The organism is Thioclava sp. (assembly GCF_048263065.1).
Taxonomy (GTDB): domain Bacteria; phylum Pseudomonadota; class Alphaproteobacteria; order Rhodobacterales; family Rhodobacteraceae; genus Thioclava.
Genome location: NZ_JBLXEM010000025.1, coordinates 1 through 25,879, shown reverse-complemented (window position 1 = coordinate 25,879; position 25,879 = coordinate 1). Strand labels below are relative to the sequence as shown.

Here is a 25,879-nt window from a genome sequence, read left to right as displayed (position 1 = left end):
AGCGATCCTCTCACAAAAGAGCCCCCGCCGCGTTTCCCTCAAACATCTCACCATCTCGCACATAACGGCTCAGCATCGCATCGGATGCGTGGCCTGTCTGCGCTCGAACCTTATAAGTCGGCACCCCAGCCTTGATAGCACTCGTAGCGAGGCCAGCCCGCAAGCTATGCCCGCTGTAGCCCTCAGGAACGATCCCTGTGGCCGTGAGACGGCTTCGCAGGATAGTAGAGACCGCATCCCCTCTGAGGCGGCTTGTGAGCGCATTCCCGTGGCGATCCACGGGTCGAAATATAGGGCCATCGCTCAACGCTAACACCCCGCGCCACGCATGAAGTGCCGCAACAGGGCAATGACGAGTTCGTCCGAGAGGGATGCCGATTTTGCGTCCCTGCCCCGCCTGATCAGTTTTGGAGCGGCGCAAGTGCAGGGTAAGCCCTTCTCGGACCTCCTCGACATCTGCCAAATCCAGTCCGGTCAGTTCCGAACAGCGAAAGCCGCCCGCCCAGCCGATCAGCAGCAAGGCGCGGTCACGGAGAGCGCGGGGATCGTCCCCCATCGCATCGAGGATCAGAAACAGGTCTTCGCGCAGCAGGGGTTTGGCTTGGTCCTGCGCCGTGCCTTTCAACCGCTTGATCCCCCGCATCGTGGCGCGGACCATCTCGCTTTGGGAGGGGTTTGGCCAATCGTTGGCGGCGTGGACCTTGCTCAATGTCGCCACCCGCCGCGCCAGACTGGCGGGGGCGAGGCTGTCGGCATGCTCTGCCAGATAGCGGGCGACCATGGCAGGCGTGGCGGGCAGATCGCCGCCCCATGCCGCGAAGTGAGATAGATCGGCGCGGTAGGCCTTGCGGGAGCTGTCAGAAAGGCTCGCACGGATGAAGGTCTCGGCGGCCTCGACCCCTTTCAACCCGTCATTTGTGGGCCGGGATAAGAGAATGTTATCCCGGGTTAGGGATATGCAATCAGTCATTGCCCTACCCTCCCAAGGATCACTCTGCGGCAATCGTTTAGCTCCGGGATCGCAGCTTTCATAAGGGGCAACAGTTTCTCAGCATGGCCTAGGTCAATCCCGAGGCACTCACGTTCCATCTGGGAACGGAGCGTTTGGCCCAACGGTCCATCCTGTCGGTTCCGAAGTAAGCCGCTTTCCACGCGGAACACAGCCTCACCCAGCAATTGCGCTCTGCCTGCGTATGGGAAGGTGTCGCGCGCAAATCTTGCGACCTCGCTGCTACCCGCCATGAGGCGACGAATAGCTGCCTTTCCCTCGCGCGTGAACATATCGAGAGCCCAACCGGGTTGACCTGCGATCTCGATCTCCTCGGGGAATTCGTCATCAGGGTTTTCTTGCTTGAGTCCATTCGCTCGCGACAAAAGCGCAACGAGAAGTGGCAACATCGTTCGTGTGCGCTTTCCCCCCTCCTGCGCCAACCATTCAACTGAGGGGCCGACGCCAAGCGAGTTAAGCAATTCGGTGGGCACATATGACGGGGACGAATTGCAATTGATTGCAAATTTGCGAGCCGCGACGCTTGCCTCTGTTACGCTGAGATCACCGGACACCGCGTACAACAATCGCTGCGCAGACATTCCTGCGAACTTTCGCGCTACATGGGGGATGTCCGGGTGCGAGTTCAAAACGCAGAGCAAATCATCGGCGGATCGGTTCTTTGGGCTGAGCGCCAAGTCGGTAGCTATTCCTATCGCCACTCGCATCTCGCCCCCGAGCGACCGCCGCAAGGTTTTTCCACGCAAGGCAACTAGGACTTGGCCGACCAGCGGTAAATTCGCGAGACCGATATCTTCAAAGGCAATGACACCGAGCCTGCGCCACATACGCACGGGATCCGTCGATAACAGCGACCAGACCGCTTGTTGTGTGCGTTCGACATCGCCTCTTCGGATAGCCTTTTGCAGCAAGCTCGCGGCTTGCCATGGCGAAAGCGGCACTGGGCTTTGCGGGGTCACAATCGGCCAAGTCGATGCACGCCTTACGATCAGGGTTTCAAACCGGGTGGCTGGGGAAATAGATGGCATGTGGCTCCTCCTTGAGCAGGGGAAGCAGAACCATTGTGCCCTCGTATTTCGTATCTATTTTGGCGACGCAGGGAAGGGTTTTGCGATTGGGGACGGAGTTTTATTCGTCGAATAATTCCCGGAAATTTTTCGTCGGTTTGACATTCTAGTGCGGGGGCGGAGGTTTCCAAGACACCGGGATTTCCGGCGCATAATGATGGTACCGATAAGTGTCCCCTTCCCGCCTGCATTTTTGCAGCGGCTGCTACGCTGTGATGAGTAATGTGATCGAGGTTAGTTCGTCATCTACTTGATGGAAAAAATCAGCCGATCTCAGCCTGAGATTACTCATTGTCTCTGTCAGGACCTCTATGTCTTTTTCAGAACTTCTCTGAGCATTTTCACAACATATCCGACAAATTTGTGTGACCGATTACCGTTTCCCCATTTGCTCTTGAGCACCCCACCATGCTTCAAATCGGGTCACTCTGGCTCTACACCGCGTTTGTCCCTGTATGTGTATCGGAGACTAAATCTGAAATCGAATATCGCGTTAAGAGAAACTCTTCCCTGTGCTTTTTGCACCGGTCAAATCCACTTCTGTTTTCTTCTTCCCGAATCCACTTCATTCTCCCCGAAGCTAGTTGCGAACCGAGCGAAGCGAGTGGAGCAACTATCATCATGTCCTTTTCTTTGTGCCCACTGGTTAAGATGATGATATTATATATTCATTAATGATATTATTAATATTGTTATAAATGATCGGACCTTCCGAAATTTTTTCTTGAACGAGCATCTGGTACTGCTCAACGGCAACGTGCCAGAATCTGCGCATCACAGAAATACTAGGGTAATGAAAAAATTTCTTTGAGAAGCACTCTGGATCCTTGTCGAAACTGTCCCCATCTACCGACCCAATTGTGATCGCAAGATGAACTCCAGCCATAAAGCTCGACCAGTTCTCAGTCACAGTTCTAAAAATATCTGGCGCAAGCCCTCTAGGACTATCCTTCGCCAACCCGACGAGCATACCAAACTGTTCTCGGGTTTCTTTTCGTCCTGAAAAGCTCCGCCAGTATGCCACCATAATGCGTGCGAAGTCTTCGTTTGTTAGATCGGCTGGACTACATATCCGAATAAGCTTCCGACTGCGACCGCCGATTCGTTTTGTGATGGTACGAAAGGGATTGCTCTTAGAAATTCTCTGGACTTGCTTCGTCGTCACTCCCAGAATGTCTGCCAAGTTCTCGCTATCAATACCCGCCCAAGTTCGTCCTTCCAACACTATAGGGTTTAGTTTGGTCCATTTTTCGATCTCGAAGTGCATTGCTTTAGCTGCCCCCTTCAGATCCGTCCTCTTACGCTGCTTTTCTTCCTTCAGTTTCAAAAAATTTTCGATGCTGTGGGTCGTTAACTTACCGCTATCGACTGGTGGCAAAACCAATGTGCTCGGCGGCTGTTCGGAGACGGATTCAGATTTGAGTTTTTCTTTTAAGTTTTTGCTGGTTGTAACGAGCCAACTTACGCTTCCGGTTGACATAAAAACCTCATGACTTCTTGTTCCGCAATCCAACGGAATGGGTTAGTAGCCTCTCCCAAGATCTCGCGCAGAACGCGCCTATCCGAGACAACGATTTATTTGAATTTATGTTCAGTCAACGCGACGAGACGCGAGGAACCCCAAGACATCATTGAGATGGTAGCGTACTGTGCGATGCCCCAACTCAATGTAAGGGATTGCTGGAGGTGTGCCGTTCTGCCGAGCAGCGTGGCGGTCTTTGTCCAGGTAACGGCGAGAAACGCCAAGCATTTGTGCCGCCTCGATAGAGGTGAGCATTTCGGATGCGAGTCGAACCGGCTTCTTGATACTTATGGTCATTTTTGTGTCTCCAAGGAACGAAGCTGGCACACCAAAGAGGCGTACCCAGTTTTTTTTGCTTCGCGCTGCCCAATACACATTCGACAGAAATCGAACACGTAAAGGGCGCAAACATCCTTGTTTTGACGCTCATGTATTTATGCAAGATCTTCTATCAGGTTTCAAGCACTCTTTTTGTGGTCAATAAAGTCCGATATGTCCTGAACAGACTTACGCAAAGTCTCGGGGTTCTTCGAAACCTGATAGCCTAAGGTCACGTTTCCCCCACTGGCGTGGTTCAAAAGACGAATAATTTTGCTTTGCTGCAAATCTAAATCCGTAGCAATCGTCGCGAAAGAACGTCGAAGATCGTGAAAGTTAATGGGCCACCCCAAGGCCAGGCGAAAGGCTCTGAGCGTCTTTCGCGGATCTCCATAGGGGGTAGCCCCCCAAATGTAGACATCCCGCCCTGAGCGCCCATGCAGCCCCGCTAACAAGGCATATGTTTGGTCGGACATGGGAAGCGTCAAAGCTTCTCCATTTTTTGCGCGATCGGCGGTAATCGTAAACGTCTTCGATGCCATGTCGACATCAGCCCACTTGAGATTAGACGCTTCGCCCATACGCATACCCGTTCGAGCCAAAATTTCTACGAAAACCTTGAATTTTTCTCCAGCCCCATGATGGCGGTTAGAATTGATTTCTAGGCCGTCTAGAGCTTCAAAGAATGTGGCCCAATCTGACACGAAGGTTTGCTTTCGTTTAGCCTTAGGCATCAACTTTTTCGCCTTGATAATATCAGCAGGGCATTCAGCTAGGATTGCCAAGCCGTCGCAGTCTGTTATGTCAGCCCTCGCCCAGTTCCAGCATGATTTGAAAGTGCGGACAGCTAGCGCAGCTCCCGCAGGGGTTCTGTCCATTATCTGAGCAAACCGAGCCTGAAACAGTTTTGGCGTAATCCGGCGCAATTCCATATCACTCCAATCCCCGAACTCCCGCGACATTGTGCTACGGTAGGTCGCAGAAGTGCTGGCTCGGAGCCGTCTCTCGCCAAGCCAGCCGTCAATTGCTTGGCCCAATGTCATTAGCTTGGCACGTTCACGCCTAAGCTCCGCATTTCGGTCTTTTCCATCCGCCATTTCAGAAAGTGCCTTCATGGCCAACCTGCGCGCCTCAGCAAGTGTCAGAGTATCAACTCTGCCGATTGTCACCCGCCGGGTTCGGCCCTTAACACGGCTCTCCGCAAAGTATGATTTACTTGCTGCGCCTACCCTGATCCCAAAACCAGGCAAAGCATCGTCCGTTATTAGCGTCTGACCGCTCAAAGAAAACGGCAAGTCTCGTACATACTGCGCGGTTAGTTTCGTCATGATCCTCCACCCTAGTAGGCAAATAGTAGGCATCCAATGGGATTATATGGGTAATTATGGAGTAAATATGAGCCGCACTCAATACCCATAAGACCTTGTTTTAAAATGATTATAGGATAAAATAGGGATAAACGGGATGCTATGGGATAGTTGCGATAACTGAGACTGTTAATCAATTGGTCGTAGGTTCGATCCCTACCGCCGGAGCCAAACTTCACCAAGTTATTGACGATGTTTGGCAATTCACCCTTCGTGGGGTGAGTAGCACATAAGCGTCACACATGTGACGCTCGAAGCGTCTCTTGCGATCTGGTCGGTGGTCCCTTTTCGGGAGACCTACGATGGCCCTTCAAACCCATATTCTGCGCCGAGGCGCGACTTATGCGTGGCGCAAGCGCCTGCCCGCCGTCCTGGGCGGCGGTGTTGTCCAGATCAGCCTTCGCACAAATGATCCCTTGATCGCGCGCCGTCTCGCGGTCATCGTCAGCGCCGAAAGTGTGAGGGTTTTCGACGCAATGGCCGAAGCAGGATTGAGCCGGGAGGATGCGCAGAAATTTCTGCGTGCCGTGATTCTAAAGGAGCTTCGCGCCATAGAATTGCGCCGCGCCGCCGCCTCTGACCAGGCTGATCCCAGCGCGTGGCAGGATGAGCGCTCCATGGATTGGGCGATGGGCAAGGCGCTGATGTTCATGTCGCAACGCGGAGCCTCGGCCCGTGACCTATCTGAAGGTGACATCGCTTCGATGTCAGCCGAGAGCAAGACCTCGAAGGACATTGAACGAGTGCAGGACTGCCTCGATATCGAGGCGCAGGCCTATGCCCATCCGCCCATGCAATTTGGCAATGCTCGGACGGTGAAGGCGATGCGAGAGGCGCTGGACCGGCAGGAATTCACGACAATGGAATTCATGCAGGGTCGCCAGATCTGGTATCAAGGCCGCGCCGCCGCGCTGCTGACAAGCTTGAAAGAAGATCAGCCCTTTGATGCGGCCATGGATCTTGCCGGGCGCCTTGCGCGGGGAGAGAGCACACCCCTGCCCGTTTCACAGCCTATGATGGCCGCTGACGTTTCACCGGACTACGACCCCAACCTAGGCTCCCTCATTGGCCGCCTGATGGAGCAGAAGCGACGGCACGGCCTGTCTGGTCAGATGATCACACAGATGACCCGGGTCTTCGAGCTTTTCGCCGAGGCGACCGGCCTGCGCGATATCCGGGATCTGAGGCAAGCGCATATCTCAAAGTTCGTCGATATTTTATCCGCGCTCCCCGCCACCTATCGCAAATCGCCGAAGGATCGGGACAAGCCATTGCGCCAGATTCTCGCCGAATCCGCAAACACCAGCACAGGTCTCTCAACGACCACGATCAGTCGCAACCTTGACTATCTCGGGCAGTTGCTGACCAAGGCACGCTCCGAGGGCTTCGCGAACGTCCTGCAAATCGACTTGGGCTCGTTGCGCCCGCGCAAGACCAAACGCGACCGCGACGAGCGCCCCGCCTTTTCGAGCGAAGATATTCAGCGCCTGTTCACGCATCCGGTCTGGCAGGGCAACCAGCGCAAGCAGAAATGGCAGGAGCCGGGACCATACATCACGCTAGACGGCCTGTATTGGCTACCGATCCTCGCGGCGCTCACCGGAGCGCGGCGCGAGGAAATCGCAGGACTGAAGGCAGTCGACATTGCCGAAGTCGCAGGCATGCCGGCGATGCAAATCGCACCGAATTCGAACCGGAGCGTTAAGACGCTGGCATCAAGTCGGACTTTGCCGCTCCATCCACAACTGATTGAACTGGGCCTTGTCGATCACGCGCGCGAGCAGATCGATCGGAAAGGTCCCGAAGCCGACCTTTTCCCCGACCTGAGACCTGCGAAAGCGGGCGTAAAGTTCGGAGAGAAGATCGATTACAGGTTCCGTCTGCTTGTCCAAAATCGTTTGGACGGCAATCCAGACGGCAAGGTATTTCACAGCTTTCGCCACTACGTCACAACCCAATTGAGCCGGATGCCCCGCGTGCCTAAACAGGTGAGAAAGGACATCCTTGGCCATGTTGGCGAAGACGTGACGAGCGAACGGTATACCGAAAGGGCCCCGCTGGAGGCGATGTTAAAGGCGATCCGGCAACTGCCGAGGTTGCCAGTTTCTAGGAGAGAGGGAGGTTGAAGAGTCCTATCGCGTTTGCGTTCTGATCTCTCAATTCATCTAGGCAGCCTCTCGTTCGAACGCCAACGGGCTTATCCCACCCAGAGACAAATGTCGCCGACGTGGCGTACATTGCCAGTGCGCCCCGGATCATCTCTGAACGGGGCGCAAATCCGCATCAGCCGATCTGTGCCATATACCGCTCCAGCATCCGGCGTATCATTTCAGGGCGTGTGGGTATGTCTGTCTCTGCCCGCCGTAGCTCATCGATTTTTTCGATGACTTGCGTTTCAAGCCGCAAAGTTAGCGCTTGGGTGTCTTTTTTAGGAGGAGCCATGTGTTTTTTCGCATTTTAATGTTGACATCATAGAGCAACGATGGCACATTAAGCGAGCGAAGGCAAGAGTTGCCGCTCTCACCCTCGCTCTAACCCCAGCCGATCTCGGATAGGAGACCCACCATGGCTAACGACACGACTATCACGCGTTTTAGCGCGAATGAAGACACTTCCCGCTACACCCCGTCGCCGATCTCGACGCAATTCTTGAAGTTCCTTGGGCAGTTTGCCGACTGGATCGAGAAGGAGCGCGACATCGCAGATGTTAACGTCTGGGACCCGGCCTTTTCCGGCTGGCTGCGGGATGCGGAACTGGCGCAAGAGCGCGTGACCGGTGCGTTGAGCGCCCTCATCAAAGAGGCACCGACCCGCCCGTCCGACAAACCGCTCAAGCTGGCAGCCTATCTTGTGCATCTTACCATGTGCTCCGAGTGCCCGGGCGAGGTTGCGCGGTTTGCGGAGATCGCGCGGCGCAAGGCGGACCACTTTCGGATGGTTGATGACAGCGCAACCCACCGCCGCGTGAACGCGATGATCCGGACCGCGTTGACGCTGTTTGAGAGCTTTGTCGCGCTTGATCTCGTTGGCTATGCGCCGGGCGATGATCTCGACACATGGGCGCCCTGCCCCTGATCTCCTGAGAGACTAGACAGCCACTTCGTATCGCGTCCTCACCGGACGCGTCAGCGGTGGCATGTCATGCGGCTCTCGCCGCCGACCCTTCGGTCGCGCCCTGTGGCGCGCCGTATCCCCCTATTCATCAGGAGATCTGGCTATGACCCAGCATAATCCGCACGCCCCCGCCCCCAAGACCCTCATCATCGGCGATGTCGAGTATCCCATCTATAATGGAACCATCCACGCCCACTGGGCGGATGCCGCGACAGCCAAAGGCTACCGCATTCTGGCACGCGTCAAGAACAAGGATCACCTCGCGCTCGAATGTGCGACCTGTGGCGGCGTTCACATCAGTCGGCACTCCGTTGTGCTGAATGCCAACCCTGAATGCCCGCACTGCATCAAGGCCCGCTGGCGCGCGAAATCCAACGCCGCGGGGCTTAAAATGCTGCGACGCGATCCTAAGCATCGCCATTATGCGTTTTATCGCGCGCCCTGTGGCCATGAGTTGCGCCGCCAGTTTACGTTCGTTGAACGCGTGGCGCGTGGTGAGGTCGCGCATCGGTGCGAGATCTGTCTGAAACACCGCGAGCAGGCAGAAGCCAAGGCCCAGGGTTGGGAGCGCATCGGTGCCGATCCCAAGGGCAAGGACAACTATCGCCTCTATCGCCACGCAGATGGCTGCGGTGCCACGGCCCGCGTCGCGCGCGTGAACATGCAGACCGGCCGCTTCACCTGCCCCGGTTGCGGCGAAAGCTGGTCGACCGAGCCGAGCTATCTTTATGCAATGCGCTTTGAGTTGAAGCCCGGCAAGTTTGTCATCAAACTCGGTTATTCGCGCGACCCCGAAAGCCGCCTCCAGCATCAACTGGCGCGCTCGCGCGACCTTCCGCGCGTGCTGTTGCGCAAGATTCCGATGCGCTCGGGCCGTTACGCTCAACTCATGGAAAAACGCCTGCACAAGCGGCTTGAGCGGCGCTATCCCGCAGAGCTTGTTCCGCGTCACGAGTTCATCAACCTGCTCAAGGTGAAATCCGAAATTTATCGCCCCAACCTTGAAACGGTGATCTTGCGTGAGTTGAAGCGCCTTGAGCGCAAGGAAGCCGGACCCGCTGGGCGTAGCCAGATGAAGCGGCGCGCCCGGCAGGCCCGGATCCGCAAATCCCGGCACTAAAGGCGCAAACCCCTGCCTTTGTGATCATACTCGCGGCCCCGCTTTCCGGGGCTGCCTCTTCCCCCATGCCTTATGAGGCCCGCTATGACCCAATTCGATTTCTCCCCTAGCTGGGGTCCGCTCGCGCTCTCTGCTATCCGCCGCCTGCAGGCCGATAAAGAGGCCAAGCAGCCCGCCAAAGCCGCGCAAACAGATGCGTATGACGACTTCGATATGCTTATCGATGACACCCCCTTCGATCTTGAAGCCCAGCCGCCTGAAACAACGGCGGCGGGAGACGAGCCTGACACGGGAAGCATCAAAGAAGAGACGTCGACGCCCCCGCTCGATGGGCTCGCAAGCAGCACCATGCCGGCAAAATTCCTTGATGCGCGGGATCTTGCGCTGACACTGCGGCTGGCGGCAACTTTTGGAACGCTGGACCGCGTCGCAGATGTGACCAAGCCCGGCGCGCTGACCATTCTTCAGGGCTGCACGCGGGAGGAAACGCCGGACGTAACGCGCATCCTGGGCCGGGGTTTTCTGCCCGATGGCAGCATTCGCTTTGAGAAGCCGGGACACCGTCCATCAGCGCAATCAACATTGACGATCCTGACTTTGGAGAACGATCAAAAGAGCGCCCCTCTGGCCAATCTCGCTGATGCGCTGGCGTCCTCAGACCGACCTGTTCTGCTTTATATGCCGGTCGGCACCCGGCTGCCCGAGGCGGTCGCAGCCAACTTGCCCGCACCCCTAAAATTGGCCGCACTGGACCGCCACCTCACACTGGTTCATCTGCATCTGACCTATCCCGGGGACCTTGATCTGGCCGCCCTTTGGGACGCCCTGCCCGATGATGATGCCCTCGCCGCGTTGCCCGAAATCACCCGCATGCTGGCCCTGCGCGCGCCAACTGCCATGGCGGCGGTTGAACGCCTCGTGGCGGCTGTGGCCCCGCCGCGCCGCGCCGCCGTGCCTCGATTGGATCAGATGACCGGCGACGGCGCGGCTTTGCAGGCCGCACGACGTTTGGTTACGGATCTGAACGCCTGGAAATCGGGCGCTGTTGCGTGGTCCGATCTCACGCGCTCGATGTTGCTCGTCGGCCCGCCCGGCACCGGCAAGACCTTTCTTGCGCAGGCGATGGGCGCAAGCGCGGATGCCACGTTTGTCTCGGGCAGTTTTGCGGAATGGCAGGCGGCGGGTCATTTGGGCCATATGCTCGCCGCGATGCGCGCCACCTTTGCCAAGGCGCGCGAGAACACGCCCGCGATTCTGTTTATCGATGAGATCGACGCCGCCGGGTCGCGATTACAAAGCGATCAGCACAACTCGAACTACCAGCGCAACGTGATCAACGCGTTCCTGCAGGAACTCGACGGTGTGATGCACGCGCAGGGCGTGCTCGTGATCGGCGCAACAAATGACGTGGGCGCACTTGATCCCGCGATCCTGCGTCCCGGCCGATTTGATCAGCAGGTGAGCGTGCCGCTGCCGGATGCGCAGACACTGCACGGCATTCTGCGCACACATCTTGATCTACCCGACGCCGAACTGCGCGATCTTGCGCGAGACGGTGTTGGCATGAGTGCCGCCGATATCGACGCGGCGATCCGGGCCGCAAAGTCGCAAGCGCGCGCGCAAAACCGTGCGCTGTCTCTCGACGATTTGCGCCGCCAAATCAACGGTGATGCGCCGCGTGAGGCGGCGCAAGACTGGCGCGTCGCCCTGCATGAATGCGGCCATGCGATCGTGTATCATGCCCTTGGTTTGGGCACCATTGCGCGCCTGTTGCTGCGCCGCGATAGTGGCGGCGAGGCGCACATTGGGGCGCGGCGCGCGCTCGCCACACTGGCCGATATTGAAGATGAGCTCGCGTTCCAACTCGCGGGGCGTGCCGCAGAAACGCTTGTGCTCGGCGAAGTCTCAGGCGGCGCGGGAGGCGATACGATGTCCGATCTCGCCCGCGCTACAACCCGCGCCACTTGGATCGAGACGCGCTACGGCTTGGGCCATCACGAACTGATCTGGCTGGATGAGCCCGAGCATGTCTCGCTGCGAAACCCGCATGTTTACGGCCGCGTGCGCAAGCGTCTCGCGGCAGCGCAGAAACGGGCGACGGCGATCCTTGAGACGCACCGCGCGGTGATGGATGCAATGGCGCGCGATCTTGTCGAGAAACGCGAATTGGCGGGGGAGGAATTGGCCAAGCGGCTTGAGGGCGTCTGTCGTCAAAGGACCGCCAACGATCACGCCGCCCCACCAAAACCCGGCCGCGATCACGCAGATGATCTGTTTCAGCAAGGTGACACGACACAAGGGTCGAACAGCGCGGCAAGGTAAATTGAGCCCTCCCGCTTGGGGTAGCATCGGTGATCCGGGGCCTCTGAAAGAGTCGGCTGCGGAAATCCGGAAACGTTCACGAAAACGGCATCATTCCACTTGCAGCCTACAGTCAGAACGATACGGTCTTTTTCACTGATTTGTGCGGGAGGTATTTTAATGAAGGCTATTCTTTCAACCATGGCTGCGATCCTGGCGCTTTCACTACCGATCCAAGCCATGCCGACGGCTGCTGCACTGAGCCAAGATGAAATCGCCCACGGTGGCGGTTGCCGGAAAAGCTCACCTGCTGGGCAGTGCTGCCACATGGACACCAAAGCGGGGCGTGTCCATTGTCACTAAGGCTCTTGCTCGGACTTATCCTTGCGGTTGGTCTTTGTGGGCCGCTGCAAGCGAAGACCATAACCGGCACAGCGTCGGTTATTGACGGCGACACCATCGACATTCACGGGAGCCGAATTCGGCTACACGCGATCGACGCGATCGAGAGCCGTCAGCGCTGCAAGCTGCCCAACGGCAAGCTGTGGAACTGCGGTAAGGATGCGTCATTTGCACTCGCGGACAAGATTGGACGCGCGCCGGTCTCATGTGAGGTCACCGATATCGACCGATATAAACGCTTCGTCGCGATCTGTCGCCAAAACGGGGAAGACCTGAACGCTTGGCTTGTTCGCAATGGCTGGGCCGTTGCGTATCGGCGTTATGGGCGGGATTACGTGCCCCAGGAAGACGCGGCTAGGAAACAACAAGCCGGTATCTGGGCGAGCGAATTCATGATGCCGTGGGATTGGCGCCGGCGCTAATATGACGCTGATGATGCGGGGGGGCGGCCCGCATTTGATGTTATCGTAACCCAAAGTGACGAGTAGGAAGGGCGGAAAGTGTGCATTCGCCGCTTTGCAGCGAGAATTTTGAGATGCCGCCAAAAGCGGACCTTCAAAGCCGAGCGGTCTGGTCGGTCCGCTTTCGGGATGGTTCTTCAGGAAACCGGACGTTTGCTGCAAAAGCAAAACGAACCCGACCACATCCCGAATGCGGTCATTCAAGACGGCTAGCCCGACGGAACACTTAAGACGTCCGTTGTGGGCTCGTAGTCGCGCGAATAAATATTTTTGGATATGTAGCGCGACACATCAACACCCCCTGCGTTACCGTCACGGCAAAGCGACCAGCCTCAGCTTAAAAACGCCCCTTCGGCCCCCCACTCAAAACGAAATTGTGCCGTAATTTCGTCGATACCACCAAGTTCAACAGCGCCGCTTGGCGGGCAGTTTCACGATAGCTCTTGAGCAAAATCGCTGAACATAAGATTGCACGTCTCGACGTTCTCTTGCCCTCGATTTGTGCGCGCGAAACTGCTTTCATTTTTGCGCGCTGGGATGCATCAAGCGAACATGTCCAAATGCAATGGCTCATACCTCAGCGATCCAAAGGAAACGCGATCAGATGCTAGAAGTTGATTTAAGACCTCGGACCATTTCAAGGGTAGAAAATGGCAAGATCATTCCACCAACGAACCTGGAATTGATTGTCACCGACCACTGCAATATCAGCTGTCAGCAATGCAATCACGCGTCCCCAGTGATGCGAAAGTGGAATGCCGATCTGCAACAAACCGAACGCGTCCTGGGGGTGTTGTCAAATGTCTATCATTGCGACCGTTTACGGTTGCTGGGCGGCGAACCTTTATTACACCCAGACCTGACGAACCTTATCCATATTGGCCGGGCATCGGGCATTGGAAACACTATCCATCTCATCACAAATGGTGTGTTGCTTGATCGGCTGCCAGATGAGGCTTGGCGTGCTTTAGATGTGCTGGAGATATCAGTCTACCAAAACGCGGGCCTCTCCAAAGACTTGATCAAAGCCGCGCGCCGTAAAGGCGACAAGCTCGGCACTGAAGTTCAAATTGCCCACTACCCAAAGTTTCGCCACACTTTTTCATTGCACAAAGCGCAGACACCCAAACTGGTCGAGGATATTTGGACAGCTTGCAAAATGGCCAACGTCTGGGGCTGTCATAGCTTGCGTGGGGATCACATGTTCAGGTGCCCGCAGTCGATATATGTCCCACCGCTCACCGGTGGACATCTCACAGATGAAGGTTTCGCAATCACCTCAGCACCGGACTTGCGCGACCGACTTATTGCATTTTTGAACGGCGCAGGCCCACTGAGGTCCTGCGCCAATTGTGTGGGGTCTTGTGGAAAGCAGTTCAATCAAACAGGCTTGCCACGCAAATCATGGAAAGATGACCTTCAAACACCGATGGAAGATATCGTGGACTACGCGTTGCTCGCGCAATCGATGACTAACATGCAGGTCATCGACGATTGCCGTATGCCGGAAAGAAGGAAACGCGGTTTGGGTCCTGCAATTGCGTGCAAATTCAGGCAGTTGCTTTAGGCGGATGGACGCGATACGCAAAGTCGAAATCTTGCGTCTTGATGAAAAATAAGGGTGAAGAATGACGACCTGCTATCAACTTGCCGGACCAGATATTGTTCACGAAAGCTTTGGTGGCGATCTCGTCGTTTTGAATCTCAGGTCAGGCCAGTACTTTGGTCTCAACCCTTCGGCCGCGTTGCTTTGGAGTGCGATTGTCGACGGGCAATCTATCACTGATGATTTAGCCGCAGGCGCCGCTGCGTTTGCACAGCATCTGATTGAGCTCGGGCTTATTGTTCCCGCCACGACAGCTACGGCTAAACCGGCCGTGCCGCTTTCCTTGGATTCAGCACCGACAATCGAAGTTTATGATGACCTGTCAGATTTGATCGTGGCCGATCCGATCCACGATGTGGATGATGAAGCTGGCTGGCCAAAGATGCAGAAAGCATCATCCTAAGACGATGAGCGTCTTCCGCGTCGAGAAGAGCCTGATCATTAGGCCAGAAAACGTCGCAGCTAGTCTTGCGCGGGTGTTTGATCATTTTGAGGCAATGTTTGCAGACGCCCAGCACGAACGCAGCTTTGGTATTGCAGGTCAGCGTTTCAGGGTCCGGTCTTGCAGTGATGCCTACTTATCCCAAGCTGACCTTGCACTAGCGTCGACACCAAATACGGATCAGCCCGCCGCGCGTATCGCTGTTGGCATCGCAGGAAAGGGCGGCTTTCCAACTCTCACTTGGGGCAGCCAATACTTTGTCGAACGCGGGGTTGAAGCGGCACTTGCCAAGACGCGTTACCGTTTACATCATTTTCCTGAAAAATCGTTCTGGCAGCTGTTCGACCGCCAGACGGGGTGCGGCATCCAGATCATGCCAACTGAGCACGGCTATCCTGATTGGGATCCAGGATCGCCGTTGCGCAACTTCTTGCAGTGGCAATTGGCAAAAGACGGCGGTGCTTTGATCCATGCAGGCAGCTTGGCTGTTGATGGCCGGGGCGTTCTTCTCGCTGGTGCAGGCGGATCAGGCAAATCTGGCACAGTCCTGTCCGGTATTTTGCAAGGATTACAAACAGTCGGCGATGACTATGTCTTTGTGAACCCGGTGTCGCTGACGGCTTATCCGCTTTTTGATACGTTAAAACAGGATCACGTTGGGCTGAAACGCCTACAACTCAATAATCATCCTGCCATACCGAAACGGGTTAACTGGCAGAACAAGTATCAGTTCTATTTGCCCGATCTTGGCCACAAGGGGCCAGATCACATCCAACTTGGCGCGCTGCTTCTGCCGAAAATCACAGGCGCTGCAAAGACGACATTGACAATCACCACAGCCAAGGAAGCATTCCTTGCGCTGGCCCCATCCGGTGTGTCGCAAATCCCCGGCGATCGTCCGCTGTTATACTCTGTTGCTGCAGAGATATCGCGACGTCTACCATGCTACAGGCTTGATCTTGGGCCTGATCCTGCCGAGATAACACGCGCCATTCGTCACTACATTGCGGAATTCTAATATGAAAACCACTGTCATCGTTCCCGTATACAATCGACCCGATGCTCTACGGCTGGCGATTAGGTCACTGCTCGAACGTGCCGGTCAGGTTGATTTGGATATCCTGATTGTCGATGATGGGTCCACCGATCAGACCACATCTGTGACTGCCGATCTCGTGCAATCGATAACAAACGTACGGGTGGTGCCCCGCGAAAACGGCGGTGTTGCAGCGGCACGCAATACGGGGCTTTTAAATCTACTGCCAGAAACCCAAATTGTGACGTTCCTAGATTCTGATGACATCATCGCCGCCAATCGGTTTGGGCCCGACCTTGCGGTATTGCGGGATAATCCAGACATAGAAATCACCTATGGGGACATGGTTGGAACGGATCAGATCAACCCCGAAACGCTTTGCCCCGCCGAAAATGCGATTGCGCGCCGGATGACAAGCATCCACCTGTCATGCGCCCTGATGCGGCGCAGTCTGGTAGATCGGATAGGGTTGTTTGACACAGACCTAAAACAGGCAGAAGACACTGACTATCTCTTGCGTATATTTGAATCAGGTACAAAATTTGCGCAAACGGATACGATTTGCCACTACTATCTGCGCCATCCCGGCAACATGACCAAGAAACTGGACGAAGCCAAAAAGAGCTTTGCACTTGCATTGATGAAAAGCATTCAACGTCGCAAATCGGACCCGTCACGTCAGTTGAACAAACCTAGCTTCAACATCGATTTTCCGGCGGAGTTATTATGACCTACAGCGTTGCGATTCCTGCCTATAATGCGGCAAAGACCATTGCAGAGGCGATAACATCCGTTTTGGCACAGACCGTACCTCCGAGCGATATCGTGGTCGTCGATGACGGTTCAACCGATGACACTGCCGCGATTGCCCGCGCCCAATCAGATACTGTCAAGGTCATTACACAAGACAATGCTGGTTGCGGGCAAGCGACAAGTCGCGCGATTAAAGAAACGCTGTGCGATATCGTTGCGACCCTTGATGCGGACGATCTTTGGATGCCCGACAAGATGGAAAAGCAACTCGAAATATTACGCCAAGCGAATAAGCAGACTTTCGTTTTTGGACGTCACAGACATTTCAAGCATGGATCAGATGACTACACCACCGGTCATGAATGTGACGGCAAGACCCGATCAGACCTGGTGTTATATCGCGCCGCGTTTGACCATGTAGGCGATATTTTCGACCCGCCGGGTGGGCGGGGCGACATGGTTGACTGGCTCGGGCGGGCGCGTGAACTGGGGTATCAGTTTCAAGTCTGTAACGCGGTGCTGGTCCTGCGGCGGATCATCCCAAGCAGTCTTTCCTATGGGCGAGACACCGCCAAAGATCAAGGGTACCTCATGGTTGCACATCGGGCTATGATGCGGCGCAAGGCGCGTGAGCAATCGGAAAGTACATCATGACCAGCTCTCGTTGGTTTCCAAACCTTGCTTGGGCGTGGCCGCAGGGTGGTCGCAATCAGCTGGTTATTGCCGCGATCTGCCCTGATGAGGCCCGCGCATTTGCCGCAATCGAAAGCTGGTTGCATGAGACCGACCTTGATGATGCGACGTTTCCCGAACATCGCCTACTTGCCGCTATCACAACCCGATTTGACGACAGGTTAAAAAAACACGCAGAGTATGCGCGCCTTAACGGGTTGCAAAGGCTAAACTGGACACGATCGCTCATGGCAATGAGCGCAGCCAAGCCGGCGTTGCTACAAATGGTTTCGGCGGGTTTGCAGTTGATTTTGCTAAAGGGCGCTTGCCGCGTAGCCTTGGATGTGTCCGAACAAAAATCGCGCACAGCTTATGATCTGGACTTGCTTCTTAGCCCTAGCGATTTTGTTAGCGCATTCGAAATTTTGGCTGCAAATGGCTGGAACAGCACACGGGGCGAGACTGTGCTTGGATTGCGTGGGCGCATCTCAAGCGTGCGCGCGCGGAATTTCAAGCAGGGGCGCTTTGGCGATATCGACCTGCATCAATACGCGTATCACATCGCCAACCAAAGCAGCGACAGCGACCGCGCCTTGTTTGACGACGTCCAACCGGCGCAGTTCTACGGTCTTCCAGTTTTTGTTCCCAGCCCAGAGGAACGATTGGCCATCGCCATTGGCCATGGCGGGTGGGATGGGCACAGCCATAGCGACTGGCTTGTCGACGCCGCGCGGATCGTGAATTTAGACGGCGTTGATTGGGATAAATTCTGCAAGATCACCAAATCGCGCAAACTGAGCGGACATACGGCAATTGCTTTGTCATATCTGTCAACAGAAGTTGGCCTGAATATCCCGTCCGAAGTGCTACGCGACGTTTGTGGAAGGACCAATCTGGCGTCCCCGGCACAAATCAGTGCAATGTTTCTTGCCAAAGACATCGGGAAATTATCGTCAGCACAAAGGGTTATCCGGCGCGGGTTTGAGAGCTTTCACAAGTTAAAACACTCTGGACGGGATAAAATGCAAGATACGCCACTGTTTCGCGCAGTGACAAAACCCGGATCACCTGCCGCAGTTTCGGACGGCGTGCTAGAGCATCAACTTGTACCGGATACACAAGCCAAAGCAGGGCTTTGGTCGTTCAATGTCACACTAAACGTCAAGACGCCGCCCAAACGGCGACGCATTGAATTCGAACTCAACAGCTCAACACGCAACCTATGTCACCTGCAAGCCTTTCACCTACGCAAGACCGGCGATCATACAGAGGTGCGGTTCAAAGGTCAGATCATGCTTGCAAAGGAAGATTTCCCGATTGTCCTGTTAGCCTTACCAGGGAAATTGGTTGAAGCGCCGGACGGCAGCCCCGAACACCAGAAATACGGCGTTGTTCCCTTTTCCGTGTTGGCGGCCGACTTCACCCATCAGCGCTAGGCCACAATCCGTCCGGTTTCAATGGCGGATGGAAGTAAGCATGGGGACACAAATGATCAGAAAAATATGCAGCGCATCTAAGATGGAATGCCCCCGCTGAAGTGGTCCACCAATTGGGATATGATTACCCCGTTTTTAGGAGGACTACCCTGTTACGCTTGGGGTAGCCTATTCATCCTGCGCAGGCGGCCATAACCTTCAACAGCGTGCCATTGGCATCGACGATACACACAGCGCAAGAGCGCAGTGACACATCCAAACCGGCAAAATATTCCATTTTCCATCTCCCTTGTTCACAGCATTCCTGTGATCTTAACGGGAGCTCGACCTCTGAATAGGGGCAGCCCAATTACGCATGCTCTGGGCCGTCCTCGGCGGTCATGCCGCGCAGTCTGGTCCGAATCGGTGAAAGGCAGCAATGGGCCGTATACGGCGTCCCGTTTTGAATTCTTGAACAACACTCTTACTGAACCGAGATCGGTCGCAGCATGTCATTGGTGTCAAGTTTGAGTACGCTGCACCAGAGCGGACTTTTGAATACATGACATACGTGATTGCCGGGCCCGTCTTCGCGGCTCTCTATCAGAAATCCCGCCCATTCGAGCGGTCGCAGCACGCAAGATGAGAATGCGGCCATCTCACGCCACCCTGAGGTATGCCAGTCTTGCGGCTCACCGTAGAATGTTTTGAATAAGGCGGCCTCGGTCGTGCCATGATCGGCCTCTACGTTAATCACGTTCATCCAAACGTCCCATTTTCCGAAAGGACGATTATCGAAACGCGCATAGGATGCGTGATCGATCTGGAGCAAAAAGTACGGGATCAGCTCAGCAAAAAGACGGCCAGGAGCTTGCGCCAGATCTGCGCCGCGTTTGGTCAACCGAAACTCACCCTTGAAGTGCCGTCCCAAGCGCAACGAAATAAGCAGAAAATGCAAAACCTCGAGTGGGGGGAACTCGAATTCATTGATCACCTTGTTGTAGCGAAACATCTCTTCAGCGCCTTTCCCCGGCCAATCGAAATGCTCGACTGCCCAATGAACAAAAGTACGCTTGAAGGCCTTGGTTTTGGTCAAGCCGATTGAACCATGGTCCTGTGTATATTGCAGGGTCAAAAGAGCCCCCCGAAGCAGCGGAGAATGTGCGAGTTCGGGATGGTCATCGGCGAGAAGACGAAATTCAATCATGACAGGACGCTGCCACAGGCCGTGCAACATTTCCATAAGATCCGCGCTGCCGACGCTCTGATACACCAAATTGCTGCGCGATGGATGAATGTCCGGTCCCGTGAAGCTGCGACGCGGCATTGTCGGAGTCGGTCAACGGCGGCTCTGGGCCGCGAGCCGTCGAAAAGTAGAATAGCGGCTTGAGGCTTTCCTGATCCACTTCTTTTAAGAGCGGTGGTAAATCTTACAGGCTCTCAGGGCGGGTTCACGAGTGAATCCGCCCTGATCTGAAGCACCCGACTGTCGCGCCCAGTTCAAGGGAAGCGGATCAGGCTATCGCCTTTTGCACAGGGCCAGGCCCCTATTTCAGCAGTGCGAGGATCTCTTGCGCGGCGGCGGCGGATGAGGCGGGGTTTTGGCCGGTGACAAGTTTGCCATCACGCAAAACGAAGCTGCTCCAGTCTGCGCCTTTTTCGTACAGACCGCCATTTGCCTTCAGCATGTCTTCTACCAGGAATGGCACAACGTCGGTGAGGGCCACGGCCTCTTCTTCAGTGTTGGTAAAGCCCGTCACGCGGCAGCCGGAAACCAGCGGTTTGCCGTCCGTCCCTTGGGTGTGCCGGAACACGGCGGGTGCGTGGCAGACCGCCCCAACAGGCATGTCGGCGGCGGCGAAGGCCTCGATCAGGCGTTTGCTGTCCGCGTCTTCGGCGAGATCCCACAAGGGGCCATGACCGCCCGGATAGAAGATCGCGTCAAACCCGTCTTCGGTCACGTCCGAGAGTCTTAGCGTGTTCGCGAGATGCTTTTGCGCGTCGCTGTCTTCCTTGAAGCGGCGGGTGTCATCTGTCTGCGCGTCGGGATTGTCACTGGAGGGATCAACCGGCGGTTGGCCGCCTTTGGGCGAGGCCAATGTGATATCCGCGCCTGCGTCTTTGAAGACGTAGTAGGGGGCCGCAAATTCTTCCAGCCAGAAGCCGGTTTTTTTGCCCGTGTCCCCAAGTGCGTCATGGGATGTGAGTACCATTAGAATTTTCATGGTCTTACCTTTCAGTTGCGGCCAACGCGGATAACGCGCTTGCCAAAGTTTTCGCCGTTCAACAGCCCGATGAAGGCTTCGGGCGCATTTTCCAGCCCGTCGATGATCTCTTCGCGGTATTTGATTTTGCCGCTCTCAACCCACGGCCCCATCTCCTTCGCGAAGTCCCCGTAGAGATGCCCGAAATCGTCAAAGATGATGAAGCCTTGCAGCTTGATTTTTTTGCGCAGGATCTGTCCCATAAGCCAGTTCATCCGGTCCGGCCCGTCGGGCAGGGTGGTGGCATTATACTGCGAGATCAATCCGCAGACCGGCACCCGTGCGTTGGAGTTCAACAGCGGGATGATCCCGTCAAGAACCTTGCCGCCGACGTTTTCGAAATAGACGTCGATGCCATCGGGGCTGGCCTTGGCAAGCTGTTCAGCAAAGTCATCTGCCTTGTGGTCGATACAGGCGTCAAAGCCCAATTCATTGACTGCATAGGCGCACTTATCCGGCCCGCCCGCGATGCCAATCACACGGCAGCCGAGGATCTTGCCGATCTGGCCCACGGTGGCCCCGACCGGCCCAGTTGCAGCCGCCACGGCGATGGTTTCGCCGGGCTTTGGCGCGCCGATCTGTGTGAGACCGGCCCAAGCGGTAAAGCCGGGCATACCCATGATCCCCAGCGCCCAGGACGGATGCGCAGGCGCTTTGCCCAGATTGGTGACGCCGACACCATCGCTAACAGCATAATCCTGCCAGCCATTGAAGCTGAGCACATAATCGCCCGCCGTGAACCCGTCGACGTTCGATGTCACGACCTGCGCCACTGTTCCGCCCGGCATGACGCCTTCAATTTCCACCGGAGCCGCGTAAGAGGGGGCATCGCTCATACGTCCGCGCATGTAGGGGTCCAGCGACAAAAACTCCGTGCGCAAAAGCATCTGATTGGCCCCCGCAGAGGGAACCTCGCCCTCGACCAGACGGAGTGTATCCGTGGTGGGCGCGCCTTTGGGGCGCTCCGCCAGCACAAGCTGGCGGTTTATTGTTTCGGTCTGTGTCATGTAAAAATCTCCTAAACGGCCGCTTCAAGAATGCGGCGGGCATCCTCGGGGGTGATGGCGCTGTGCTCGCCGAGCGCGGTCATGCCGTGCTCTTTGAGTGCTGTCACGATGTGGTCGATATCGGCGCTGGCGACGTTGTAATCGCCAAGGCGGGTTTTGATGCCAATCGATTCAAAGAAGTCGCGCGTCGCCTTGATGGTCGCGTCGATCCGCGCATCCTCATCGCCTTCGCGGATATCCCAGACATTGGCGCCGTATTGCAGCAGTTTCTCGCGTTTCGGGCCGCGCTGGTCATTCATCAGCGCGGGCAGCACCACGGCCAGCGTGCGGGCGTGATCGGTATCGTTCAGCGCGGTAATCTCATGGCCGATCATATGGCTCGACCAGTCCTGCGGCACACCCGCCCCGATCAGACCGTTCAGGGCCAGTGTAGCCGTCCACATCAGGTTGGCGCGAATGTCGTAATCTTTAGGCGTTTTCAGCGCTTTGGGCCCCAGCTCGATCAGAGTGCGCAGCAGCGTTTCGGCAAAACCGTCCTGAACGCGTGCAGCAGACGGATATGTCAGATACTGTTCGATGATATGAACAAAGGCATCCGCAACACCATTGGCGATTTGGCGCGGCGGCAGCGAGTAGGTGACCTCCGGGTCCAGCACCGAAAAGACCGGATAGCAGTGCGCGCTCATGAAGGGGAGCTTCGCGCCCTTTTCAGAATTGGTGATCACGGATCCAGAGTTCATTTCTGATCCAGTCGCGGGCAGTGTCAGCACGGTGCCGAATGGCACAGCGCTTTTCACGACCGACCCTCGCGATGTCAGGATGTCCCATGCATCGCCGTCATAAAGAGCAGCTGCCGCGATGAATTTGGTGGCGTCAATGACCGATCCGCCGCCGACAGCAAGCAGAAACGTGATGTCTTCTTTGTCGATAACCTCAACCGCCTTGAGTGCGGTGTCAAAACGCGGGTTCGGCTCGATCCCACCGAATTCGACCAACGTGCGACCCGCGAGCGCCTCGCGCACCTGTGCAAGAACGCCGGTGCGTTCAGCGCTGCCACCGCCGTAGACGATGAGAACTTTTGCATCAGCAGGAACCTGATCCTTCAAGTCCGCGATACGACCCTTACCAAACAGGATATGTGTTGGATTGTGAAAATCGAAATTCTTCATTGTTTCAGACCTCTTCAGTTTCAATGTGCAGGCGCACGTCGATGTTGTTGCTGGTGGCGTTGGAGTACGGGCAAACTTGATGCGCAGCTTCGACAAGGCGCTTTGCGTCATCGGCTGCCATGCCCGGCAAACGAATGGTGATGTCCAGATCAAGCGCGTAACCACCCTCGGCGCGTTGGCCAATGCCGACGTCGATCGTGGTTTTCGCCTTTGTGGTATCAAGTTTGAGCTGCTTGGCCATCAATTCCATTGCGCTGTCGAAACAGGCAGCATAGCCAAGCGCGAACAGCTGTTCAGGGTTCACTCCCGGCTCGCCACTATCCGGGCGGACCATCTGGACCGAAAGGCTTCCGTCGTTCAGGGTGGCGGTGCCGGAGCGCCCTCCGCTTGCGGTTGCGGTGGTTTTGTAGAAAATTTTCATGATTTTCCTTTACGAATAGACCGGTCGTCTTTCGTGGTGGCAAAATTTTTGAGAGTTACGGTGCTGGAGCAAGCACTTTTGTCGCATCCATTGCGGAATTAAGAGCGGCATCACTGTGCGAGATGCTCGCAACGAGACTGGCCCCGAGCCACATATGATAGATCATTTCCGCCAAGGTCTGAGGGTTTTCGATCGATGCAATCGTACCCTCGTTCTGCCCCTGTTCTATGGTCTGCGCCAGATGCGCGACAATGTCGGACACACCTTTCTGCAAGATGTTGCTCATGTTCTCCGATAGGTCAGCAACTTCTGCCGACAGTTTAACCACCAGACACCGATCCTCAAGGTTCGGGCTGAGTTGTTTTTCGCGCCACCCTTCGAAATAGGTCAAGAGCCGAGACCGTGCATTCATGTCTGGATGCGCGAGAGAGGCATTCAGGCGATAGCTATACTCTGTCATAAACTCGCTCAACAGCGCGCAGCCATATGCCTCTTTCGATGCGAAGTAGTGGTAGAACGAACCCTTCGGAATGCCAGCCTCTTTCAAAAGTGTGCTTAGGCCAACCCCAGTATATCCCTGCTGGGCTGTCAGGCGGCGTCCTGTGGTCAATATCCGAGAGCGGGTGTCGTTTTGGTGTTCCATGACCCGCTACATAGGTGAAATTAGACCGGTCGTCTAGGCGCGCGCGATCTTTCCACATTCACTAATCTGTGAGACAGGAGCGTCTACCTGCGGTGAATGACCTGTGTGGATGGCTCCCGCGACACCCGAGCGATGGTGATGCGGAACTCTGCCGCGAGGCTGACCGGTTCATAGTCCCGTTCGCACGATTGCTGAGCCAATTTCAATAGCAGAGCATCTGCGCAGAACCGACGAAGCGGTCTCCCCTTTGAAATATCTCCGCGCGGCATGCTGAGCTTCTGTGATCTGGATGTCAGCTTTTCAGAACTCTCTCTTCAAGGGTAGCAACCGCAGCGCAGGTTCACTTGCCTCCCACCCCGAAAGATTGCCATCCTCACAATGCGCTGACACCCGGCATTAGAGCGCTTGCAGCGAATTGTGGCTTTGTCCCGCTCTGCAGCCATCCGACATGCTGAAATGCTGCAGGATGCACGAATGTCTGATCTGGAGAAGCTGCGTCGCAGCGCTGGATATTGTTGTGAATGGCAGCTTTGGGCCGGAACCGGCTAATCGAGCCCAGCCATCCGGATCAGGCTCTTGACCAGCCCGACCGTTTGCCGAAGCGGAAGACCGAAGAGCACTTTCAGCGTGAGGCAGACCTGGACCGCCGCATCCAAGAACGTCTCCGGGCGCCCCCGCTTGCCGGTCTTTCCGGAGTGCCAGACAGTGTCGGGATCAAACCAAACCGAGAGCGAGCCCCGCTGGCGGAGCGCGGCGTTGTAGTCGGACCAGTTCGTCGTGCGATAGCGGGTGGGAAAGGGCGTTGGCATGGTGCGGAACTAACGCACTGGATTCGCACAGTGAATCCTCATCACTGATATGTGCAACAAGGTCATTTTGCGATGTTGTCGCGATCAAGGTAACCCACGCAGTTTTGTGCCCTACCAAGATATTGGTTCGACGTCTGAATGGTGAAAGGCGACGGTTCAGCGCAAAATTGGCACCGGATTAACCTTGCGGGCCTCGCGCTGCTCCGAAAGGGCGTGGCGAATGATCGTAGCCGCGCCTTGAATCGCCAGAATGGCCATGACCGCAGCCACGATGATATCGGGCCAACCGGTTCCGGTGCCAAACACACCAAGCGCGGCACCAAGCACCGCGAGGTTCGCAATGACGTCATTGCGAGAGCAGATCCAGACGGAGCGCATGTTCGCATCGCCGTCACGCCAAGCATACAGCAAGGTTAGGCAAACCCCATTGGCCAGCAGTGCGGCAACACCCACCGCGCCCATTGCCCCCCATGCCGGCACCGTGCCGTGCAAGACGTGCCAGATGACGCTTGCGATCACCCAAAGCCCGAAAAGGCCCATGGAAGCACCTTTCACGAGGGCGGCGACGGATCTCCAACGAAGCGTCATGCCAAGCACAAACAAGCTGATGCCGTAATTTGCCGCATCGGCAAAGAAGTCGAGCGCGTCAGCTTGCAAGGCGGCCGATCCGGCAGCAAGTCCTGCGATGATCTCAATCGCGAACATTGCCGCGTTGATCGCGAGCACAATCCACAGGACGACACGGTAGTGGCCAGTCGCGGCCACGTTTGAGGCGCAGGTATCGTTTGAGCAGCAGGGCATGACAGATCTCGTCCTATTCGCATTTTTGCGATACATACGGCCTATAGTAACTATAGGGTCAAGCGATGAACTGCGACGATTTGAAGATTGGCGACCTCTCGCGTGCTACGGGCACAAAGGTCGTCACGATCCGCTACTATGAGAAAATCGGATTATTACC

General features: G+C 56.1%; 26 protein-coding genes and 1 pseudogene. 13 read left to right on the top strand and 14 right to left on the bottom strand.

The features are described from left to right. Positions 1-10 precede the first annotated feature (10 nt). The 5 genes from ACN0SD_RS17440 to ACN0SD_RS17420 all read right to left on the bottom strand — a co-directional run bounded on the left by ACN0SD_RS17440 (position 11) and on the right by ACN0SD_RS17420 (position 5,244). The gene (locus ACN0SD_RS17440) at positions 11-970 is read right to left on the bottom strand and encodes a site-specific integrase (RefSeq protein ID WP_417809493.1); all 960 of its coding nucleotides are present in this window, start codon (positions 968-970) and stop codon (positions 11-13) included. Then, positions 967-1,920: a hypothetical protein gene (locus tag ACN0SD_RS17435; protein WP_417809492.1), complete on the bottom strand. Its 954-nt coding sequence runs from the start codon at positions 1,918-1,920 to the stop codon at positions 967-969. Before ACN0SD_RS17435 ends, ACN0SD_RS17440 begins: the two co-directional genes overlap by 4 nt. Positions 1,921-2,722: 802 nt before the next feature. Next, positions 2,723-3,556: a hypothetical protein gene (locus ACN0SD_RS17430; protein ID WP_417809491.1), complete on the bottom strand. Its 834-nt coding sequence runs from the start codon at positions 3,554-3,556 to the stop codon at positions 2,723-2,725. 111 nt (positions 3,557-3,667) lie between these two features. Further along, a complete protein-coding gene (locus ACN0SD_RS17425) occupies positions 3,668-3,895 on the bottom strand; it encodes a helix-turn-helix transcriptional regulator (protein WP_417809490.1) in 228 nt (75 codons plus the stop codon). Positions 3,896-4,056: 161 nt separating this feature from the next. Beyond that, complete coding sequence (locus ACN0SD_RS17420; protein WP_417809489.1) at positions 4,057-5,244, bottom strand: tyrosine-type recombinase/integrase; 1,188 nt, start codon at positions 5,242-5,244, stop codon at positions 4,057-4,059. A 341-nt stretch (positions 5,245-5,585) separates the two neighbouring features. Here ACN0SD_RS17420 and ACN0SD_RS17415 point away from each other — a divergent pair, with 341 nt between their 5' ends. Continuing rightward, positions 5,586-7,409, top strand: a complete 1,824-nt coding sequence (locus ACN0SD_RS17415) for a DUF6538 domain-containing protein (protein ID WP_417809488.1) — start codon at positions 5,586-5,588, stop codon at positions 7,407-7,409. A 157-nt stretch (positions 7,410-7,566) separates the two neighbouring features. On the opposite strand, the gene ACN0SD_RS17410 is transcribed toward ACN0SD_RS17415, so the two are convergent. Next, a complete protein-coding gene (locus ACN0SD_RS17410; protein WP_417809487.1) occupies positions 7,567-7,725 on the bottom strand; it encodes a ribbon-helix-helix protein, CopG family in 159 nt (52 codons plus the stop codon). 123 nt (positions 7,726-7,848) lie between these two features. Between ACN0SD_RS17410 and ACN0SD_RS17405 the strand changes: the two genes are divergently transcribed. The 11 genes from ACN0SD_RS17405 to ACN0SD_RS17355 all read left to right on the top strand — a co-directional run bounded on the left by ACN0SD_RS17405 (position 7,849) and on the right by ACN0SD_RS17355 (position 18,626). Next, positions 7,849-8,358, top strand: a complete 510-nt coding sequence (locus ACN0SD_RS17405) for a hypothetical protein (protein WP_417809486.1) — start codon at positions 7,849-7,851, stop codon at positions 8,356-8,358. Positions 8,359-8,500: 142 nt separating this feature from the next. Further along, positions 8,501-9,517 (top strand): GIY-YIG nuclease family protein, encoded by a 1,017-nt coding sequence (locus tag ACN0SD_RS17400; RefSeq protein WP_417809485.1) that lies wholly within the window; start codon positions 8,501-8,503, stop codon positions 9,515-9,517. 84 nt (positions 9,518-9,601) lie between these two features. Next, the gene (locus ACN0SD_RS17395; RefSeq protein ID WP_417809484.1) at positions 9,602-11,839 is read left to right on the top strand and encodes an AAA family ATPase; all 2,238 of its coding nucleotides are present in this window, start codon (positions 9,602-9,604) and stop codon (positions 11,837-11,839) included. Between the two features lie 159 nt (positions 11,840-11,998). Beyond that, a complete protein-coding gene (locus ACN0SD_RS17390; protein WP_417809483.1) occupies positions 11,999-12,181 on the top strand; it encodes a hypothetical protein in 183 nt (60 codons plus the stop codon). Then, entirely contained in the window at positions 12,172-12,642 is a 471-nt protein-coding gene (locus ACN0SD_RS17385) for a thermonuclease family protein (protein WP_417809482.1), read from the top strand. Before ACN0SD_RS17390 ends, ACN0SD_RS17385 begins: the two co-directional genes overlap by 10 nt. 643 nt (positions 12,643-13,285) lie before the next feature. Then, positions 13,286-14,248: a radical SAM protein gene (locus ACN0SD_RS17380; protein WP_417809481.1), complete on the top strand. Its 963-nt coding sequence runs from the start codon at positions 13,286-13,288 to the stop codon at positions 14,246-14,248. Positions 14,249-14,309: 61 nt separating this feature from the next. Then, positions 14,310-14,690 (top strand): PqqD family protein, encoded by a 381-nt coding sequence (locus ACN0SD_RS17375; RefSeq protein WP_417809480.1) that lies wholly within the window; start codon positions 14,310-14,312, stop codon positions 14,688-14,690. A gap of 4 nt (positions 14,691-14,694) precedes the next feature. After that, positions 14,695-15,747: a hypothetical protein gene (locus tag ACN0SD_RS17370; RefSeq protein WP_417809479.1), complete on the top strand. Its 1,053-nt coding sequence runs from the start codon at positions 14,695-14,697 to the stop codon at positions 15,745-15,747. Position 15,748: 1 nt separating this feature from the next. After that, positions 15,749-16,495: a glycosyltransferase family 2 protein gene (locus ACN0SD_RS17365; RefSeq protein WP_417809478.1), complete on the top strand. Its 747-nt coding sequence runs from the start codon at positions 15,749-15,751 to the stop codon at positions 16,493-16,495. After that, entirely contained in the window at positions 16,492-17,172 is a 681-nt protein-coding gene (locus ACN0SD_RS17360; protein WP_417809477.1) for a glycosyltransferase family 2 protein, read from the top strand. Before ACN0SD_RS17365 ends, ACN0SD_RS17360 begins: the two co-directional genes overlap by 4 nt. Positions 17,173-17,291: 119 nt before the next feature. After that, a complete protein-coding gene (locus ACN0SD_RS17355) occupies positions 17,292-18,626 on the top strand; it encodes a nucleotidyltransferase family protein (protein ID WP_417809476.1) in 1,335 nt (444 codons plus the stop codon). Between the two features lie 463 nt (positions 18,627-19,089). Here ACN0SD_RS17355 and ACN0SD_RS17350 read toward each other — a convergent pair whose 3' ends face one another. The 8 genes and pseudogenes from ACN0SD_RS17350 to ACN0SD_RS17315 all read right to left on the bottom strand — a co-directional run bounded on the left by ACN0SD_RS17350 (position 19,090) and on the right by ACN0SD_RS17315 (position 25,719). Beyond that, complete coding sequence (locus tag ACN0SD_RS17350) at positions 19,090-19,812, bottom strand: hypothetical protein (protein ID WP_417809502.1); 723 nt, start codon at positions 19,810-19,812, stop codon at positions 19,090-19,092. Between the two features lie 340 nt (positions 19,813-20,152). Continuing rightward, entirely contained in the window at positions 20,153-20,830 is a 678-nt protein-coding gene (locus tag ACN0SD_RS17345) for a type 1 glutamine amidotransferase domain-containing protein (protein ID WP_417809475.1), read from the bottom strand. A gap of 11 nt (positions 20,831-20,841) precedes the next feature. Next, positions 20,842-21,876, bottom strand: coding sequence for an NADP-dependent oxidoreductase (locus ACN0SD_RS17340; RefSeq protein ID WP_417809474.1), 1,035 nt, complete (start codon positions 21,874-21,876; stop codon positions 20,842-20,844). 11 nt (positions 21,877-21,887) lie between these two features. Next, a complete protein-coding gene (locus ACN0SD_RS17335; RefSeq protein WP_417809473.1) occupies positions 21,888-23,045 on the bottom strand; it encodes an iron-containing alcohol dehydrogenase in 1,158 nt (385 codons plus the stop codon). 4 nt (positions 23,046-23,049) lie between these two features. Beyond that, a complete protein-coding gene (locus ACN0SD_RS17330; RefSeq protein WP_417809472.1) occupies positions 23,050-23,466 on the bottom strand; it encodes an organic hydroperoxide resistance protein in 417 nt (138 codons plus the stop codon). A 55-nt stretch (positions 23,467-23,521) separates the two neighbouring features. Then, the gene (locus ACN0SD_RS17325) at positions 23,522-24,109 is read right to left on the bottom strand and encodes a TetR/AcrR family transcriptional regulator (protein ID WP_417809471.1); all 588 of its coding nucleotides are present in this window, start codon (positions 24,107-24,109) and stop codon (positions 23,522-23,524) included. A gap of 548 nt (positions 24,110-24,657) precedes the next feature. Beyond that, a pseudogene (locus tag ACN0SD_RS17320) lies at positions 24,658-24,918 on the bottom strand (transposase); the annotation flags it as partial. A 156-nt stretch (positions 24,919-25,074) separates the two neighbouring features. Continuing rightward, positions 25,075-25,719, bottom strand: coding sequence for a cation transporter (locus tag ACN0SD_RS17315; RefSeq protein WP_417809470.1), 645 nt, complete (start codon positions 25,717-25,719; stop codon positions 25,075-25,077). A 65-nt stretch (positions 25,720-25,784) separates the two neighbouring features. Between ACN0SD_RS17315 and ACN0SD_RS17310 the strand changes: the two genes are divergently transcribed. Next, the coding region (locus tag ACN0SD_RS17310) for a MerR family DNA-binding transcriptional regulator (RefSeq protein WP_417809501.1) at positions 25,785-25,879 on the top strand (95 nt) is incomplete at its 3' end.

Bases quoted from the DNA above. Each gene is read 5' to 3' on its own strand.
- ACN0SD_RS17390 (WP_417809483.1), top strand. From the start codon at position 11,999: ATGAAGGCTATTCTTTCAACCATGGCTGCGATCCTGGCGCTTTCACTA.
- ACN0SD_RS17365 (WP_417809478.1), top strand. From the start codon at position 15,749: ATGAAAACCACTGTCATCGTTCCCGTATACAATCGACCCGATGCTCTA.
- ACN0SD_RS17400 (WP_417809485.1), top strand. From the start codon at position 8,501: ATGACCCAGCATAATCCGCACGCCCCCGCCCCCAAGACCCTCATCATC.
- ACN0SD_RS17370 (WP_417809479.1), top strand. From the start codon at position 14,695: ATGAGCGTCTTCCGCGTCGAGAAGAGCCTGATCATTAGGCCAGAAAAC.
- ACN0SD_RS17335 (WP_417809473.1), bottom strand. From the start codon at position 23,045: ATGAAGAATTTCGATTTTCACAATCCAACACATATCCTGTTTGGTAAG.
- ACN0SD_RS17425 (WP_417809490.1), bottom strand. From the start codon at position 3,895: ATGACCATAAGTATCAAGAAGCCGGTTCGACTCGCATCCGAAATGCTC.
- ACN0SD_RS17405 (WP_417809486.1), top strand. From the start codon at position 7,849: ATGGCTAACGACACGACTATCACGCGTTTTAGCGCGAATGAAGACACT.
- ACN0SD_RS17360 (WP_417809477.1), top strand. From the start codon at position 16,492: ATGACCTACAGCGTTGCGATTCCTGCCTATAATGCGGCAAAGACCATT.
- ACN0SD_RS17340 (WP_417809474.1), bottom strand. From the start codon at position 21,876: ATGACACAGACCGAAACAATAAACCGCCAGCTTGTGCTGGCGGAGCGC.
- ACN0SD_RS17315 (WP_417809470.1), bottom strand. From the start codon at position 25,719: ATGCCCTGCTGCTCAAACGATACCTGCGCCTCAAACGTGGCCGCGACT.
- ACN0SD_RS17380 (WP_417809481.1), top strand. From the start codon at position 13,286: ATGCTAGAAGTTGATTTAAGACCTCGGACCATTTCAAGGGTAGAAAAT.
- ACN0SD_RS17345 (WP_417809475.1), bottom strand. From the start codon at position 20,830: ATGAAAATTCTAATGGTACTCACATCCCATGACGCACTTGGGGACACG.
- ACN0SD_RS17375 (WP_417809480.1), top strand. From the start codon at position 14,310: ATGACGACCTGCTATCAACTTGCCGGACCAGATATTGTTCACGAAAGC.
- ACN0SD_RS17410 (WP_417809487.1), bottom strand. From the start codon at position 7,725: ATGGCTCCTCCTAAAAAAGACACCCAAGCGCTAACTTTGCGGCTTGAA.
- ACN0SD_RS17440 (WP_417809493.1), bottom strand. From the start codon at position 970: ATGACTGATTGCATATCCCTAACCCGGGATAACATTCTCTTATCCCGG.
- ACN0SD_RS17395 (WP_417809484.1), top strand. From the start codon at position 9,602: ATGACCCAATTCGATTTCTCCCCTAGCTGGGGTCCGCTCGCGCTCTCT.
- ACN0SD_RS17430 (WP_417809491.1), bottom strand. From the start codon at position 3,556: ATGTCAACCGGAAGCGTAAGTTGGCTCGTTACAACCAGCAAAAACTTA.
- ACN0SD_RS17415 (WP_417809488.1), top strand. From the start codon at position 5,586: ATGGCCCTTCAAACCCATATTCTGCGCCGAGGCGCGACTTATGCGTGG.
- ACN0SD_RS17325 (WP_417809471.1), bottom strand. From the start codon at position 24,109: ATGGAACACCAAAACGACACCCGCTCTCGGATATTGACCACAGGACGC.
- ACN0SD_RS17330 (WP_417809472.1), bottom strand. From the start codon at position 23,466: ATGAAAATTTTCTACAAAACCACCGCAACCGCAAGCGGAGGGCGCTCC.
- ACN0SD_RS17420 (WP_417809489.1), bottom strand. From the start codon at position 5,244: ATGACGAAACTAACCGCGCAGTATGTACGAGACTTGCCGTTTTCTTTG.
- ACN0SD_RS17350 (WP_417809502.1), bottom strand. From the start codon at position 19,812: ATGATTGAATTTCGTCTTCTCGCCGATGACCATCCCGAACTCGCACAT.